9 protein-coding genes are annotated in these 16,598 nt (G+C 57.5%); 8 read left to right on the top strand and 1 reads right to left on the bottom strand.

The window, feature by feature from the left end; all coding sequences use genetic code 11:
- Nucleotides 1-188: 188 nt before the first annotated feature.
- The 7 genes from mfd to G538_RS0104195 all read left to right on the top strand — a co-directional run bounded on the left by mfd (nucleotide 189) and on the right by G538_RS0104195 (nucleotide 10,731).
- A complete protein-coding gene (mfd, locus tag G538_RS0104165; RefSeq protein WP_029068336.1) occupies nucleotides 189-3,854 on the top strand; it encodes a transcription-repair coupling factor in 3,666 nt (1,221 codons plus the stop codon).
- A gap of 92 nt (nucleotides 3,855-3,946) precedes the next feature.
- Entirely contained in the window at nucleotides 3,947-5,179 is a 1,233-nt protein-coding gene (locus tag G538_RS0104170) for an RtcB family protein (protein ID WP_029068337.1), read from the top strand.
- Nucleotides 5,180-5,656: 477 nt separating this feature from the next.
- Nucleotides 5,657-7,180: an ABC transporter substrate-binding protein gene (locus G538_RS14980; RefSeq protein WP_035833312.1), complete on the top strand. Its 1,524-nt coding sequence runs from the start codon at nucleotides 5,657-5,659 to the stop codon at nucleotides 7,178-7,180.
- A gap of 80 nt (nucleotides 7,181-7,260) precedes the next feature.
- Nucleotides 7,261-8,226, top strand: a complete 966-nt coding sequence (locus G538_RS0104180; protein WP_029068338.1) for an ABC transporter permease — start codon at nucleotides 7,261-7,263, stop codon at nucleotides 8,224-8,226.
- Entirely contained in the window at nucleotides 8,223-9,113 is an 891-nt protein-coding gene (locus G538_RS0104185; RefSeq protein WP_029068339.1) for an ABC transporter permease, read from the top strand. The genes G538_RS0104180 and G538_RS0104185 overlap by 4 nt, the downstream gene beginning before the upstream one ends.
- Nucleotides 9,110-9,904 carry an ATP-binding cassette domain-containing protein gene (locus G538_RS0104190; RefSeq protein ID WP_029068340.1) on the top strand — a complete coding sequence of 265 codons (795 nt, stop codon included), beginning with the start codon at nucleotides 9,110-9,112 and terminating at the stop codon, nucleotides 9,902-9,904. Before G538_RS0104185 ends, G538_RS0104190 begins: the two co-directional genes overlap by 4 nt.
- Nucleotides 9,901-10,731 (top strand): ABC transporter ATP-binding protein, encoded by an 831-nt coding sequence (locus G538_RS0104195; protein WP_051196562.1) that lies wholly within the window; start codon nucleotides 9,901-9,903, stop codon nucleotides 10,729-10,731. Before G538_RS0104190 ends, G538_RS0104195 begins: the two co-directional genes overlap by 4 nt.
- Nucleotides 10,732-10,927: 196 nt before the next feature.
- Here the strand turns inward: G538_RS0104195 and G538_RS14985 are convergent, their stop codons facing one another.
- Entirely contained in the window at nucleotides 10,928-13,048 is a 2,121-nt protein-coding gene (locus G538_RS14985) for a family 43 glycosylhydrolase (RefSeq protein WP_084618060.1), read from the bottom strand.
- A gap of 477 nt (nucleotides 13,049-13,525) precedes the next feature.
- Here G538_RS14985 and G538_RS17225 point away from each other — a divergent pair, with 477 nt between their 5' ends.
- Nucleotides 13,526-16,345, top strand: a complete 2,820-nt coding sequence (locus G538_RS17225; protein WP_051196564.1) for a carbohydrate binding domain-containing protein — start codon at nucleotides 13,526-13,528, stop codon at nucleotides 16,343-16,345.
- Nucleotides 16,346-16,598 lie beyond the last annotated feature (253 nt).

Genomic DNA, 16,598 nt, shown 5'->3' on the forward strand with positions numbered 1-16,598 from the left:
GCAGTTAGCGAGTGAAACAATCCTAATCCTGTCCATAAGTTGAGCAATGTAACGTCCACCTGTTGGATGTTTTCCCACGTGGATTGCTGTTCACGTTATGCGCAGACATGGCCGATGTCAGAGCGGTCTGGCATGATTCCTGAGGCGGGTTTGCGGCCCGCCCCGAACCACACTGTGAAAAGGACCTCATGAATCTCTCGGGAATCCTCCCTGTCCTACAGCGCGACTCTGCTGTGGAAAAGAGCTTGGAGTTGGCCCGTTCTGGCGCGCCAGCAAAAATCATTGCCAGCCCTGGGGTGCGCCCACCGCTGCTTGCAGCGGTGTCCCAGGCGCTTCGTGAGGTCAATGCCGCGCGTGCGTCTGCTGGGCAAGATCAGCCGCGCACCGTGATTGTGGTGACCGCAACGGGACGTGAAGCCGATGAACTTGCTGCTGCGCTGCGTTGCTACTTGCCCGCTGATTCGGTGGCGACACTCCCTGCGTGGGAAACCCTGCCCCACGAGCGCCTGTCACCGCGTTCTGACACGGTGGCTCGGCGTTTGGCTGTATTTCGTCGTCTTGCCCACCCCACAGCGGATGGGATCACCGGCACTATTGAGGTGCTGACCATGCCGGTGCGGGCCTTGCTGCAACCTGTGGTGCAAGGGCTAGGAGATTTAGCTCCTGTGCGGTTGCGTACAGGTGACGATGCGGACCTCACCCAGGTCGCTACGGAGTTGGCGCAAGCGGCGTACGCCCGTGTTGACATGGTGGAACGGCGCGGCGAATTTGCAGTTCGTGGTGGCATTCTCGATGTATTTCCACCGCATGAGTCACACCCGCTACGTATTGAGTTTTTTGGTGACGAGGTTGATGAGATCCGTTACTTCGCGGTAGCGGATCAGCGTTCCCTTGATGAGGCGTCAGATGGCCTATGGGCCCCGCCGTGCCGTGAATTGCTCCTGACAGACGACATTCGCCAGCGCGCCCATGCTCTTGCTGCGCAAGTGCCTGGCGCGGCAGAAATGCTGGAAAAAATGGCGCAGGGCATCGCGGTCGAGGGGATGGAATCTCTGACCCCAGCGTTGGTGGACCAGATGATCCCCGTGATGGATCTATTCCCAGATAACGTCATGGTTGTTGTCAATGAACCAGAGCGGGTGCGGCGCCGCGCCCATGATCTGGTGCAAACAACTCAAGAGTTCCTCGCAGCTGCATGGACCAGTGCCGCAGCGGGCGGTAATACACCTATTGATCTCTCGGCGGCGTCTTTCCTCACCATTGAACAGGTGCGTCACCTTGGTGAACAGCGTGGGTTGACGTGGTGGAACATCGCCGCATTTGGGTTAGGGGAATCCCCAGCAGGTGATGGCTATGATGACACTCCAACTGGCCCTGGTGGGGTGCCCCAGTCGGGGCCGGTGCCAGACTTTGACGACGATGCCTCAACCATTGTGCGGATCACCACCCGTGATGTGCAGGCATATCGCGGCGAGTTAGACCGGGCACTGGACGATGTGAAGGGCCTGCAATCAGCTGGGTGGTTGTTGATCCTCACCACTGAAGGTCACGGCCCAGCACAACGCCTCGTGGAGCAACTGGCGGCGTTGGATGTCACTGCGCGCCTTGGTGATGACCTCACGCAGGAACCCGAGAGTGGCATCGTGCATGTGGTGCCTGCGCCGGTTGGGCCAGGGTTTGTTGCCCCAGACCTCAAACTTGCCGTATTTTCCGAGAACGACCTCACCGGCAGGTCAGGGGCCACCACTCGAGACATGCGGAAAATGCCCTCACGGCGGCGCAACGTGGTGGACCCACTGCAATTGCGTGCCGGTGACTTTGTGGTGCACGAGCAGCATGGTGTGGGAAAGTTCGTGGAACTGGTGCAACGCACACTTGGTGCACCCGGTAACCAAGCAACCCGTGAATACTTGGTCATTGAGTACGCGGCGTCGCGTAAGGGGCAACCAGGTGACCGCCTTTTTGTTCCCATGGACCAGCTGGACCAAGTCACCAAATACACCGGTGGAGAATCGCCGTCCGTCAATAAAATGGGTGGCACGGACTGGCAAAAAACCAAAGCGAAAGCCCGCAAAGCGATTAAACAGATCGCTGGCGAACTGATTCGCTTGTACTCCGCGCGCATGGCAACGAAAGGTTTTGCTTTCTCCCCAGACACCCCCTGGCAGCGCGAACTAGAAGACGCCTTCGCGTACATCGAAACCCCTGATCAACTCGCCACCATCGATGAGGTCAAAGCGGACATGGAGAAATCCATCCCCATGGACCGTCTCATCTGCGGTGACGTGGGATATGGAAAAACCGAAATCGCGGTACGTGCCGCATTTAAGGCAGTGCAAGACGGTAAGCAGGTCGCGATCCTGGTGCCAACGACCCTGCTCGTCCAGCAGCACTATGACACGTTCTCGGAACGGTACTCAGGCTTCCCTGTGGTGGTGAAGGCGTTGTCACGGTTCCAAAGTGAAAAGGACTCCAAAGAAATCATCAAGGGGTTATCTGAAGGCAGCGTAGACGTTGTCATCGGTACCCACCGTTTGCTGTCAGGGTCTGTGCACTTCAAAGAACTTGGCCTCGTTGTTATTGACGAAGAGCAACGTTTTGGAGTGGAACACAAAGAAACCCTCAAACAACTCCGCACCAACGTTGACGTGTTGGCGATGTCCGCCACACCCATCCCGCGCACACTTGAGATGGCTGTCACCGGGATCCGTGAAATGTCCACATTGGCGACCCCACCCGAGGAACGCCACCCGGTGCTGACCTATGTGGGCGCGGCAGAAGACAAACAGATCACTGCTGCGATCCGCCGTGAACTGCTCCGTGAAGGGCAAGTCTTCTTTGTGCACAACAAAGTGGAAACCATTGAGTCCACCGCATCTAGGCTCATGGAGCTCGTCCCCGAAGCACGGGTACGCGTTGCCCACGGGAAAATGAACGAACACGAACTTGAACAAGTCATCCTCGACTTCTGGGAAAAACGGTTCGACGTCCTGGTATCCACCACCATCATCGAAACCGGGTTGGACGTCTCCAACGCCAACACCTTGATTGTTGAACGCTCCGACGTGATGGGCTTATCGCAATTGCACCAACTCCGTGGCCGTGTGGGCCGTGGCCGCGAACGCGCGTACGCCTACTTCTTCTTCCCACCAGACAAACCACTGACAGAAACAGCCCACGAACGCCTCCAAACTATCGCCGCAAACACTGACCTCGGATCGGGTATGCGTGTGGCCATGAAAGACCTCGAAATTCGTGGTGCCGGTAACCTGCTCGGTGGCGAACAATCAGGGCACATTGCAGGTGTTGGGTTCGATCTCTACATGCGCATGGTGGGGGAGGCCGTTGCAGACTTCCGCGGTGAATCACCAGAGGAAACACCAGAAGTCCAAATCGAACTTCCCATCGACGCTCACCTACCCCACGACTATGTGGCCCACGAACGCCTACGCCTGGAGGCATACCGCAAAATCGCGGCAGCCACGACCCCCAGCCAACTCGACGATGTGCGTGGTGAGCTCGTGGACCGCTACGGCCACCTGCCAGTCGAAGTGGCAAACCTCTTCGAGGTTGCCACGTTCCGCAACGAAGTCCGTGACATCGGGCTACGCGATGTCACGGTGCAAGGCAAATTTGTACGCTTTGCACCTCTCGAACTACCCGAGTCAGCAACCCTCAAACTGAAACGCCTCTACCCAGGGTCCATGATCAAACCTGTGGTGCGGACCGTCCTGGTGCCATACCCCACCACGGCGCGCATCGGCGGGGCACCACTACGTGGTGTGGACCTCATCGAGTGGGCGCGCAAGTTCATCGACACCATCGTGAAACCAACCCTGGACCCTCCCGCATAAACGCCAAAAACGTGATGAGGGTAGAAAAATACCTTGTCGTTGTCCGTCCCTGCCCTGTTGGATAGGGGACGTACAACGACCAAGGAGTCACCATGACCAGTACCTCACCTTTCCCTGTTGCCCTGTCCGGCGCCGCAACCTCCACTCTGATGTGGGCGCATGAACACGACGTTGAGCAGCAAGCACTCGCTCAACTACGCAACATTGCAGCCCTGCCGTGGGTTGAAGGGGTACGAGTCATGCCGGACGTTCACCTGGGCAAAGGTGCAACCGTTGGCTCCGTCATCGCAATGCGGGACGCAGTGTCACCTAACGCGGTAGGGGTGGACATCGGGTGCGGAATGATTGGTGTTCGCACCTCACTGACCGAAAACGACCTGCCCGACGACCTCAGCACACTGCGCTCGAACTTCGAACGCGCCGTCCCGGTAGGGTTCCACGCCCACAAAACACCTGTGAACATCGCAAAAATCCCAGAAATCGCGGTGCCCACCCTGTCCCACTCATTCGCCGCACACACCGATGCATTGTGGAACCGTGTGGGGAGCCTGCACCACGGTGTCGACGCCCTAGAAACCAGGGCCCGCCGCCAACTGGGCACACTGGGCGGTGGAAACCACTTCATCGAACTGTGCCGAGACCAAGACGGACAGATCTGGTTGCAACTGCACTCAGGGTCACGCAACATCGGCAAAGAAATCGCTGAACGCCACGTCAACATCGCCAAAGGACTCGACCACAACCTCGGACTACCAGACCGTGACCTGGCCGTTTTCCTGTCCGGCACCACCGAAATGGACGCGTACCTCAACGACCTCACCTGGGCGCAAGAGTACGCGGCGCGCTCGCGGGAAGTTATGATGCGTCTCATCGTTGATCAGGTGCGCCGGGCATTCCCAACCCGTGATGTCACGTTTGAACCGGCAGTGAACGTGCACCACAACTACGTGGCGGAGGAAGAAATCGACGGCCAACGCCTCATCGTGACCCGCAAGGGTGCGATCCGGGCGGGACGTTCAGAGCTTGGTTTGATCCCGGGGTCAATGGCTACCGGCTCGTACATTGTGCGTGGGTTGGGTAACCCGGCGTCGTACTTCTCGGCGTCGCACGGTGCGGGGCGCAAAATGTCGAGGAATCAGGCGAAAAAGCGTTTCACACTGGACGACCTTGCCGTGCAAACCGCTGGGGTTGAATGCCGTAAAGACGCTGGGGTCCTTGATGAAATCCCTGGTGCCTACAAGGATTTGGACTCCGTTATTGCGGCGCAGTCGGACCTCGTTGAGGTTGTTGCCCGCCTCGAAACCCTGCTGTGTGTCAAGGGATGACGTTGCGCAGAACCCCGACAAGGGGAGCGCGCTCAATGTTTACGTCACATTCTTTCCACGTGGAAAGAATGTGACGTGAACGATACCTGGCGATCTGTTTCAACCATCAACCAAGTGGCATACTTGAAGCATCATGTATGCCAACACAGTTCAGAAGTCACACGCCGTGGTCCGCGTCACTGCCACCACGTGCTGTTGCTGTTGTTGTTGATTCCCGCCCGTGACAGCCGGGCCTGACCTGCACATACTAACGCAGTCGGCCCAACCTCACGGTGGCCCCCTTGGCGACTACGCCACGGCGAGGACACCGGAACTGTCACAGACGTTTCCGTGAAAAACCGCCCCGCGCACGCCGATACACGGCACTTCCTTGCGCATCCTTTCGGGCTCATGAACCAGTGACGCAACAGCCAGCTGCAGGTGCAGGTACCGCGTCACGCATTCCCACCCCAAGCACCTGCAGAACGGAACGCCCTCATGAATGCCAAGCTCAGGCTTGCAGCCGTTGCCATCGCGACATCACTCGTGCTGGCCGCATGCGGTTCATCTGGTGGATCAGACGAGTCAACTACTGATGCCACCGCCACAACGGGAGCCGAATCAACTGGTCCGGTTGTCATTGGTTCCACCAACGAACCAACCTCCCTCCAACGCAACGTCGGTGGGTCCTCTGGTATCTCAGAAACCACCACACGCAACGTGTATGAAGGGCTCACCTCCATTGACGACAGTGGAGCAGTCATCAACACCTTGGCGAAAGATGTTGAGGTTTCCGAAGACGGTTTGACATACACCTTTACGTTGCAAGACGGTGTTACCTTCCACGACGGAACACCTCTCACCTCGAAAGACGCAGCATGGTCAGTGTCAGAGATCATCTCTGAAGAGTCCCAGGCTGCCCGCGCAAACGACCTGCGTGTCATCACCGACATCGCCACACCTGATGACGCAACACTTGTCCTCACCCTTGAGCGTCCCACCCAGTCGCTGTTGTTCTTCCTCGCCTCAGTGACAATCGTCAAAGACGGCGACAAGGAAAATACCTCAGACAACGGAACCGGCCCCTTCCAGTTGGAAGAATGGGTGCAAGGCTCACACATGACTCTGGTGCGTAACGAGAATTACTGGGGAGACGCAGCAAAAGCTGAAGAAGTTTCCTTCCAGTTCTACGAAGACGAAACAGCGATGAACAATGCGCTGCTCACTGGCCAGCTTGACCTCGTGATTCAACAGTCGAACCCTGACCAACTAGCCCAGTTTGAGGGCAACCCAGAGTTCGTCATCACTGAAGGTAACTCCATTAAGAAGTTCGTGTGGACCTTCAACAACAAAGAGGAACCTTTCACTGACGTTCGGGTACGTCAAGCTCTCTACAAAGCCATCAACCGTGAAGCGATCCTCTCCGCAGTATGGGGCGAATACGGTCAAGTCATTGGCTCCATGCCACCGGTTTCTGAACCGTGGTACGACGAATCCTTCGCTGAGATCCACGCCTACGACCCTGACGCCGCAACTGCTTTACTCGACGAAGCGGGCATCGACGGTTTGGAATTCTCCATCCAGTACGTTGCTGGAGACACCAACGAAATCATCGTGCAGCAAATCAAGTCTGACCTCGCAGCAGTGGGTGTCACCTTGAACTTGCAGCCCATCGATGACGCCACCTGGTACGAGGCCGTGTACACCAACAAGGACTACGAATCCACGTTGATGGACCACAACAACCCACGCGACGTGCTGTGGTACGCCAACCCTGAGTTCTACTGGCAGTACGACAACAAGGATGTCCAAGACCTCAAGGTTGCCTCTGACGAAGCTGCAACGGAAGAAGAGCAGATCGAGGCAATCCACTCTCTATCTGAGATCATCGCTGAAGAAGCTCCCTCCGCGTGGCTGTTCATGGCACCGCAAATCCGTATCGCCAGCGCAGACATCACCGGTTTCCCAGCTGACAAGAACGCAGAACCGTTCTATGTCGCTCAGATCACTCGGACAAACTGACGCAGCACGCTAACCGACAGTAGGGTGAACAGGGTGGGGGTACATCACGTACCCCCACCCGCACGTGTGTTTGGATAACAATGGTTCGATTCATCGCGTTACGCCTCGCGGCTTTGATCGCCTCGCTGGTCCTGGCATCTGCCGTCATTTTCTATGTTCTGCGTAAACTCCCCGGAGAGTCAGCAGGCGCAACACTAGGGGTCGGTACAACAGTCGACCAACTAGACCTGTTGCGTGCTGAACTAGGCACAGACCTACCGGTATGGCAGCAATACACCTCGTGGATTGCCAGCCTCTTTGATGGCTCAACGACGTCCTTCATTTCCAGGGAACCAGTCAGCGAACTCATCACCTCAAAACTCCCCATCACCCTGCCACTCTCAATTGCGGCCTTCGTCGTCGCAGTGCTTATCTCCATTCCCCTAGGAGTCATTGCCGGGGTGTACCGAGAGTCCGTGGTGGGCGTTGTCGTCTCAGCGCTCAGCCAACTAGGCCTAGCGATCCCCGTGTTCTGGGTAGGACTACTCCTCGTGTGGTGGTTTGCGCTACGTGAACGCTGGCTCCCTTCAGGAGGTTTCCCCCGCACCGGGTGGGAAGACCCCGGTGCAGCAATAACGTCACTGGTGCTTCCCGTCGTCACCATCGCTATTGCCATGTCCTCTGTGATGGTGCGGTACATCCGTTCCGCAACTATTGATGTTGTGCAATCCGACTACATACGCACCGCGCGCTCACTGGGCTACTCGATGTGGGGCGCACTTGCCCGCCACGGCCTGCGCAACGGTGCAGTGCCCGTTGTCGCGATCCTTGGCATCGAACTAGCAACGTCACTACTTGGTGCAGTGGTTGTCGAAAACGTTTTCGCCCTCCCCGGGCTGGGCACCCTGCTACTTACTGCGGTGACTGGACGAGATTTCCCCGTCGTACAAAACCTGGTGCTCCTGCTGACCGTGGTGGTTCTTGTCATGAACTTCCTTGTTGAACTCCTTCAACGAGCAATCGACCCACGGTTGCAAGCAACCTCAGCGGCAGGAGCATCCGCATGAGCGACTTAACGAACGCCACCCACATGGCGCCTACATCAGACGATGCACCTGCCACAGCAAAAAAGCAGCCACGGCGGACCCCACCCTCACTTGTGGTTGGAACAGTCATGGTTGGTGTGACAGCACTCATGGGGTTAGTCGCGTTCTTCTGGACGCCGTATTCCATGAACTCCACCGGTGATGGCCAACGCCTCGAAGGGCCCTCCGCACAGTTTTGGATCGGCACGGACCGCCTCGGGCGCGACTTGTTCTCCCAGCTCATGGGCGGTGCACAATCCGCACTCATCGTCGCCACAGCAACAATTGTGGTTGCAGCGGTGCTCGGTGTGACCATCGGTGTGCTCGCCGCAGCAACAACACGGTGGGTAGACATCGTCCTCTTGAACGTCATTGACTTACTCATCGCGTTCCCCACCCTGCTTCTCGCCATGCTCATTGTCACGGTGCGCGGAGCGTCACTTGCCGCAGCCGTAGCTGCCATCGCAATCGCCGGCTCTGCAGTGATCGCCCGCGTCACGAGAGTAAACGTGTCACGAGTGTTGCGTGAGGACTACATCACCGCCGCCATCTCATCAGGAACCCGCTGGTGGGGCATCATCACCCGGCACGTACTACCCAACATTTTCCCCCTGCTCCTCGTGCAACTCATGATCCTCGCCGGAGCTGCGATCCTCGCCGAAGCCTCCCTGTCCTACCTCGGATTGGGATCACCACCACCAGCACCCTCATGGGGGCGCATGCTCAAAGAAGCACAATCAACGGTGCTCGTCCAACCCCTCGCAGGAATCGTCCCCGGTGTGGCCATCGCCTGGACAGTTCTAGGGCTCAACCTCCTCGGCGACGGCATCAGAGAACGGCTCGACCCAACATTGAGAGGCGACCGATGACCCTCGACGTGCACAACCTCACCATCACCACCTCCACCGGACTCACCCTCCTCAATGACGTGTCCTGGTCCGTCACCTCAGGCGGGCGCCTAGGCATCATCGGCGAATCAGGATCCGGTAAATCCCTCACCGCAGCAGCAATCATGGGGCTACTACCCACCGGAATGCGCGCCACCGGGCGCATCACCCTCGATGGTCGAGAACTGACCACCCTGCCAGAACGCGAACTACGTAAAGTACGCGGCGCACGCATCGCCATGGTGTTCCAAGAACCACTGACCGCACTCGACCCACTGATGACCGTAGGCAAACAAATCGCCGGGCCGCTCAAACTACACCGCAAACTCACCGGCCAAGCAGCCCGCACACGAATCCTCGAGCTCCTGCAACTTGTGGCCCTACCCGACATCGAACGCATCGCCGATTCCTACCCGTGGCAACTCTCCGGCGGGCAACGCCAACGCGTCGCCCTCGCCATGGCACTAGCCTGCGAACCAGACGTCCTCATCGCCGACGAACCAACCACCGCACTGGATGTCACCGTCCAAGCGGAAATCCTCGCCCTACTCGATGACCTCATCAACCGCACCGGCACCACACTCGTGTTCGTCTCCCACGACCTCCCCGTCGTCACCCGAGTCACCAACGACATCATCGTCATGCGCGACGGACACGTCACCGAACACACCACCGCACAACGCCTCGTCAACGGGCCACGCGAACCCTACACACAACAACTCTTCGACGCCGCCACCCGCATCACCGCACTCCCGCGAAAGGCGCAACCATGAGCACCCCCAACGCTGCCAGCGACACCCCGCCACCAGTAAACGGTCATCGCGCACCACTGCTCGAACTCAACAACGTCACCAGGACTTTCACCAACAGCAACCGCACCACCACCGCACTCGACAACGTCTCCCTCACCATCCACACAGGACAATCACTGGGCATCGTCGGGGAGTCCGGTGCAGGCAAATCCACCATCCTCAAACTCCTCATGGGACTCGACTCACCCACCACAGGTGACGTCCGATTCCACGGCACCACACTGAACCGGCGAAACCGTCAACAGATGGTCCAATTCCGCCGAGCCGTCCAAATAGTTTTCCAAGACCCACGGTCCTCACTCGACCCACGCATGACAGTCGACCGCATCGTCACTGAACCTCTCACCTCACTCAAAGTCCCCGGCAACCACCGCGACCGAGTCCGAGAAGTCCTCACCTCAGTGGGACTAGAAGAATCAGCACTCACCAAATACCCTGCCCAGTTCTCCGGCGGCCAACGCCAACGCATCGCCATCGCCCGGGCACTAGCACCAGCCCCCTCAGTCCTCGTCGCAGACGAACCCGTCAGCGCACTAGACGTGTCCGTGCGCTCGCAAATCGTTGACCTCCTCGCGGACCTCACCTCCCGGCTGGGAGTGACCCTGGTGATGGTGTCCCACGACATCGCCATCGTTGGGCAGCTGTGCGCCCGCACCGCAGTGCTGCGGGCTGGGCGAATCGAAGAAGAAGGTGACACCCTGCAGGTGCTCACTGAACCCACCGCCCAGTACACCCGCGACCTCATAAACGCTGTTCCGCAGATGCGTTCTGGCGGCGAAGAACACTAGCCACAGGGACCAGTATGTGTACTGAGCCCACCGCGCGAACGTGCGCAGTCGGTGTCACGCGGTGTGTGTGACGCAAATGGCGTGACGCAAGGCGCTTCACGCATCGTGACGTGACGCATCGTGACGTGGCACAAGCGCAAGAGGGCGGCCCCAGGTGGGACCGCCCTCTCACGTTATTGCATATGGTCTGTGAATCTTAGCGTTGGGTGAACGACCAAGAGTCAAATTCCATGAGTTTGCCTGATCCGCCGCGGAAGACGAAGTAGACGTTTTGCACTCCGGTTGCACCAGTAACTGTGGCGTTAATGTCACGCCACTGGTTGGTTGTGGTGTTCGCGTTGAGTGTGGCAACAAGCTTGGATGATGATGAGTTGCGGTCTGGTGAACCCAGTCGCACCTCGATGGTTCCGGTGCTTGTTAGTGGCTTGACCTTTGCAGTGACCGATGCGGCCCCTGATGAACCGAAGTCGACACCACCCACACCGATCCAGTCGTTGTTGTCAATGTTGTTCACAGCCAGGTTCACAGATGAGCCGGGGAACTGGCGTGACCCTTCAGTGATGCTGACTGTGGTGACACCACTCTGCCATCCGATGGTTTCCGCTTCGTTGGCACGGTATGGGTTTAAACGCGCGACTTGACCTACGCCTTTGTAGTCGGCGTTGACAACACGCATCGTACCGTCACCGTTGAAGGTAACCTCATTGAGGTGGGTGCTGCGGTAGCCCTTGGTGTTCCCACCAACATTATTGTTCAGAGCTTTATCTAACGTGCCAGCGTGGTAGGAGATGTACCACTTACCGCCGAACTCGAAGAATGACTGGTGGTTGTTCCCGCCAACTTGGAAGAACTGGTACATGTTTGGCAGCACAGTGCCTTTGTATTGCGCTGGTGTCCACGGACCCATGGGGCTGTCCGCCATCATGTAAGCGATGACTCCGTGTGCCGGGTAGCCTGGAAGGCGTCCCGGGCCGCCATACCCAAAGTTTGATGAGTATGAGTAGTAGTACTTTCCGTTGCGTTTGAAAATACCTGAGGATTCAAACACTGCTGGAGCGTCAATAACCGATGCTGACCCGGAAGTGCTGATCATATTTGCACCCAGTTTGATGACACGCGTTGATTTTGGGTTGTTTTCGTTCTGGGAAGAACCAGAACCGTCTTCGCCGCCACCACCGAAGTAAAGGTACCCTTGCCCGTCATCGTCGACGAGGACCGCAGGGTCAAAGAGCCAGTTTTTGCCGTCTGATGCACCTGGGGTTTGGGCATTGATGAGTGGCTTACCGATGGGGTCTGTCCAGGGGCCAACGGGCGAGTCTGCCGTGAGCACCCCAACGCTACTTCCGTTGTTGGAGAAGTAGAGGAAGAACTTGTCTTTCCCGTTGATTGTTTTCTTGGCAACCGCGGGCGCCCACGAATTGTTTGCCCACTTTGCTGCACCATTGCGACCGGCAACTGCGATGTTCCCGTGATCGGTCCAGTTCACGAGGTCGGTTGAGGAAATGACGGACAACGTGTTGATCGCACCGTAGGTGTTTTTGCTTGAACCGTTGCCGCGAGCTGCCCATTCCTGGGTGTCATTCGTCATGTACATGTAGACCCGACCGTTGTGCACAAGGTGGAATGGGTCTGCACCGAACTTATGGCTTACCAGCGGGTTTCCGTTGCCGATTTTCTTCGCCTGAACACCTGTTTCAACTGTTTCGTTGGTGGTCATGATGGGGTTGGAGGGGTTTGTGGGAGTTGACCCACCAACATCCTTCAGGGATACGTCATCGACCCGGAAGTTCATGAGGTTGTTGTCGTGATCGTTGCCGGGATTGGCAACGAATGGGGTTTCAATGAAGATACGTGCTTCAGTGACGTTTTGGTTCGCGGGAATGGTGAACGTCCCTGATATGGTGCCCCACTGGTCTTTGGTCATGGTGCCAGCAGCCAGATTGGTGTAGGTGCCCCCGCCGTAGAAGTTCGTGATGATGAACTGCTTTGTTGCTGGCCCTGACTTGTACTTCACTTTGGCGGAGACCGTGTAGGTCTTGCCGGCTTGCACTTTTCCGCTGATGTTTTGCCACGGACCGGACTGTGTTGATTCCCGATGGGTGATGAACCCAGAGGTGTTCCCGCTTGTGCGGTCAGTGTCGAGGTAGAGGTTGCCGCCGTTGCGGATCTCCCACCCATTGGTGTTGTTCTCGAACCCTCCGTTGATGATGATTTCTTCACCTGCAGCGCTTGCCGTCGTTGCAGGGATAGCAGCAAAGCTGCCAATCATGAGCGCCATTAAGGCGCCGATAGCAGTTTTTCTCTGCCAGCGTCTCATGCTTCTCCTCCTCGTTGGATGATGGGGGTGGGCACCCGTCGCTGGGTGTCTCCTGTTATATGTCACGGGGATTGCAATTCCCACACCCTCGTCAGGGGAGGGTGGCCGCCCCCATGTGAACGTTCACCGAGGAGAAGCGCTTACGCGTTGATACGACGCGGCCTACCCGCATCGTGGGGAGTGGTACCCATTTCTGGCTGGTCTCGTTTTCATCCCTAACGCCGTGGTGCAACAGCTTCTTGTCGCGCGGCGGGTAAAACTGCAGTTCATGGCGTTTTGTTCGGCGATATCCCCAACATGAATGCGCAGTCCTGCAAGAGGAATAAACGGCACGTGACAACATGGGATGAATCGTCATTCTGTAAAATTTTGCAGCCCTTGCATTCCTTTTTACAGCACTCCTAGAGTGGCCTCACACCCCGTCTCTGCCCGCCAGGGCCGTCTTACGAGGTGCACAAACACTCAATGAGGAGTTCCATGCGCGATCCTGCCCCCTGGTCTGCCCGCCCAGCACCTATGAGCATCGCGGCGCGAGCATCCGCCGTCATTCTTGCTCTAGTGTTGAGCGCAACCCCAGCATCGGCGCTACCTTTGCCGCCCTCAATGTCCCCCGTTGCGCAGACCATAGCCACCCAACAACTAACGAACACCACCGCACACACCGCAGCAACACCAGGTATAGCAACAGATGTGCAGGCCAGCATGGATGGTGAGCCGAGCGGAACCCATGTCATCGTGAATCTCTTCCAATGGAACTGGACATCGGTGGCACGTGAATGCACCCAGCAACTTGGACCAGCCGGGTACACCCACGTCCAGGTATCCCCACCACAAGAACACGTGCTCGGGGAGCAGTGGTGGACGTCCTACCAGCCAGTGAGCTACCGCATCGAATCGAAACTGGGCACCCGAGACGAGTTCGAAACCATGGTTGACACCTGCCGTGACGCGGGTGTGGGTGTGATTGCCGATGCTGTCATCAACCACATGAGTGGGTCACTTGAGGGCACTGGATGGGCTGGGACGCAATACTCGGAGGAAAACTACCCGGGCCCAGCGGGGCAATACTCTGCCGAACACTTCAACACCTGTAAAACAGAAATCAATGACTACAACAACCGTGACCAGGTGCAAAACTGCCGTCTTGTTGGCCTACAAGACCTTGCAACCGGGACACAATACGTCCAACAAGAAATTGCCGACTACCTCGATGATCTCGCCTCGCTAGGGGTAGCAGGATTCCGCATCGACGCGGCCAAGCACATGCCCGCCGCGGATCTCGAAGCAATCAAAGCCGCAACCACCACGGCCAAAAACCTCTACTGGGTGCACGAAGTCATCGGCTCCGGTGGAGAACCCATCCAACCCAGCGAATACCTGGGTTCTGGGGATTCCCACGAATTTAACTACGCTCGCACCCTCAAAGCGCGGTTTGGTGGGTCAATTGCAGATCTACAGCTCGTAGGTACACACCTTGCGTTGCTTCCCACAAACAATGCCGGGGTGTTCGTGGACAACCACGACACGGAGCGCAATGGCGAAACCCTCAACTACAAAGACGGCGAAAGTTACCTTCTCGCAAACGTCTTCATGTTGTCCTACCCCTACGGGCTGCCCAGCGTCTATAGCGGCTACGAGTTCGACGACTATGATCACGGTGCCCCACAAAACAGTGACGGCCTCATTGATGACGTCACGTGCGAAGACGGGGCATGGACCTGCATGCACCGTCACCCGGTCATCACAGCAATGGGCGGCTACGCGAAGCATGTGGCCGGTGAGCCCGTCACCGATTGGTCCACAGTCAATGACAATGTCATTGGGTACGGCCGTGATGACAAAGGCTTCGTTGTGATCAATAACTCCAGCGACAGTGTGACCCACACTTTCGAGACTTCTCTACCTGCTGGAACGTATTGCGATGTGCTCGCCACTGAATGCGACACCCTCCTCGTCAATGACCAAGGGACTGTCGAGATCACCGTTGCACCCAAATCAGCGGTTGCGTTGTCCACAGATAACGCCAGTGACCTCGAGCCACGGGACCCCACCGTGCCGGACACCGTCACGGTGTACTACCCAACAGCCGCGGGCTGGGATAACTACTATCTCCACTACGGTGTCGGGGAAGCCTGGACAATAGCCCCCGGTGAGCAGATGCAACCTGCATGTGAAGGATTCGTCTCAGCGCAGATTGGCACCCAAGGCGAAGCGCCACACGTCACGTTCAACGATGGCGCAGGCACGTGGGACTCAAACAACGGGGCAAATTACACACTGACACGGGAACACACGACGATCCGCAATGGAGTCTCCCATGAAATGAACCCATGTTCCTTTGACCGGTCCGGGCAAACAACTGTCTACTACGCAATCAACCCCGGCTGGGCAGAACACAGGTTCCACTACACCGTAGGACTACGCGGATGGACCCAAGTTCCCGGTGACCTCATGCACCCGGCCTGCGAAGGATGGGTAAAAAAGACTCTCAACACTGGGGGTGAAGACATTGAAGGAGTTTTCAACTCTGAAGGAATGGAATGGGACAACAACCAAGAGCAGAACTACCGGTTATCAGGGCGGTACGCCCACGTCAGTGACGGTACAGTAACAGCCGGAAACCCCTGTGACGGCCAAGACGAACTGGAAGAACCAGCCGGTCCACAACCAGAACCCGAAGAACCCACCAACCCCGACTACACCACCACCCGTATCTACTACCGACCAGCAGCGCAGTGGGCAAACACCTACATCCACTTCGGGGTGGCAGGAGGCGCTTGGACTGAGGTGCCTGGCATCGAAATGGTGGCAACCTGCGACGGTTGGCTACGACATGACATTGACTCAGATGGGCGCCGTGTCCAAGCGACCTTCAACGACGGAGGCGACAATTGGGATTCCAACAACGGTGCAAACTATCAAGTAACTAGCGAATCAGTCACTATCGACGGGGGAGTTATGGAAGAAGCTGATCCTTGCCCAGACACACAAACCCCACTGCCGGGTGATGGAACTGGCAGCGACGGAGAAGGCGACAGCCCCGATGCTGGTGCTGGTAGCGGGACTGACGGCAGTGCTGGAGAGGGCGCAACAGGTGCGTCCGGGGGCGACGTACCGACAGCCGTGCCGGAAGATCAGGTCGCAGGTGCCACCTCAGAACGTGCCGCAGGTGCCACAGAAGGGCTGGCAAACACGGGCCTAAACTCGATGCTTCCACTTGCGGTTCTATTCCTCCTGCTTGCAGGAGGCAGCGCGGTTATTGCGGCGCGCCGCCGCTGGAGTGTGCTCGTTCCGTAATGCACACCCGCACGATGCCCGCCCACCACTCCCACGGTCGGCGGGTATCGTGCTGTTAAGACCATGCCCCGCTTCGGAAAAACACTAGACCCGCCATATCCATCATGCGAGATAACGTTTCATGAGTTTATTTCAGGTTCGACAGCAATCGATGACGCGATGCAAAAACAACCCACTTGGAAAGAGCAAACTCCCAGTTCACGGGGGTGTCAATGGTGAATCAAGTCGAATCTTGAAAATTACAAAGAAAACG

This window comes from Jonesia quinghaiensis DSM 15701, assembly GCF_000423205.1.
Lineage (GTDB): Bacteria > Actinomycetota > Actinomycetes > Actinomycetales > Cellulomonadaceae > Jonesia > Jonesia quinghaiensis.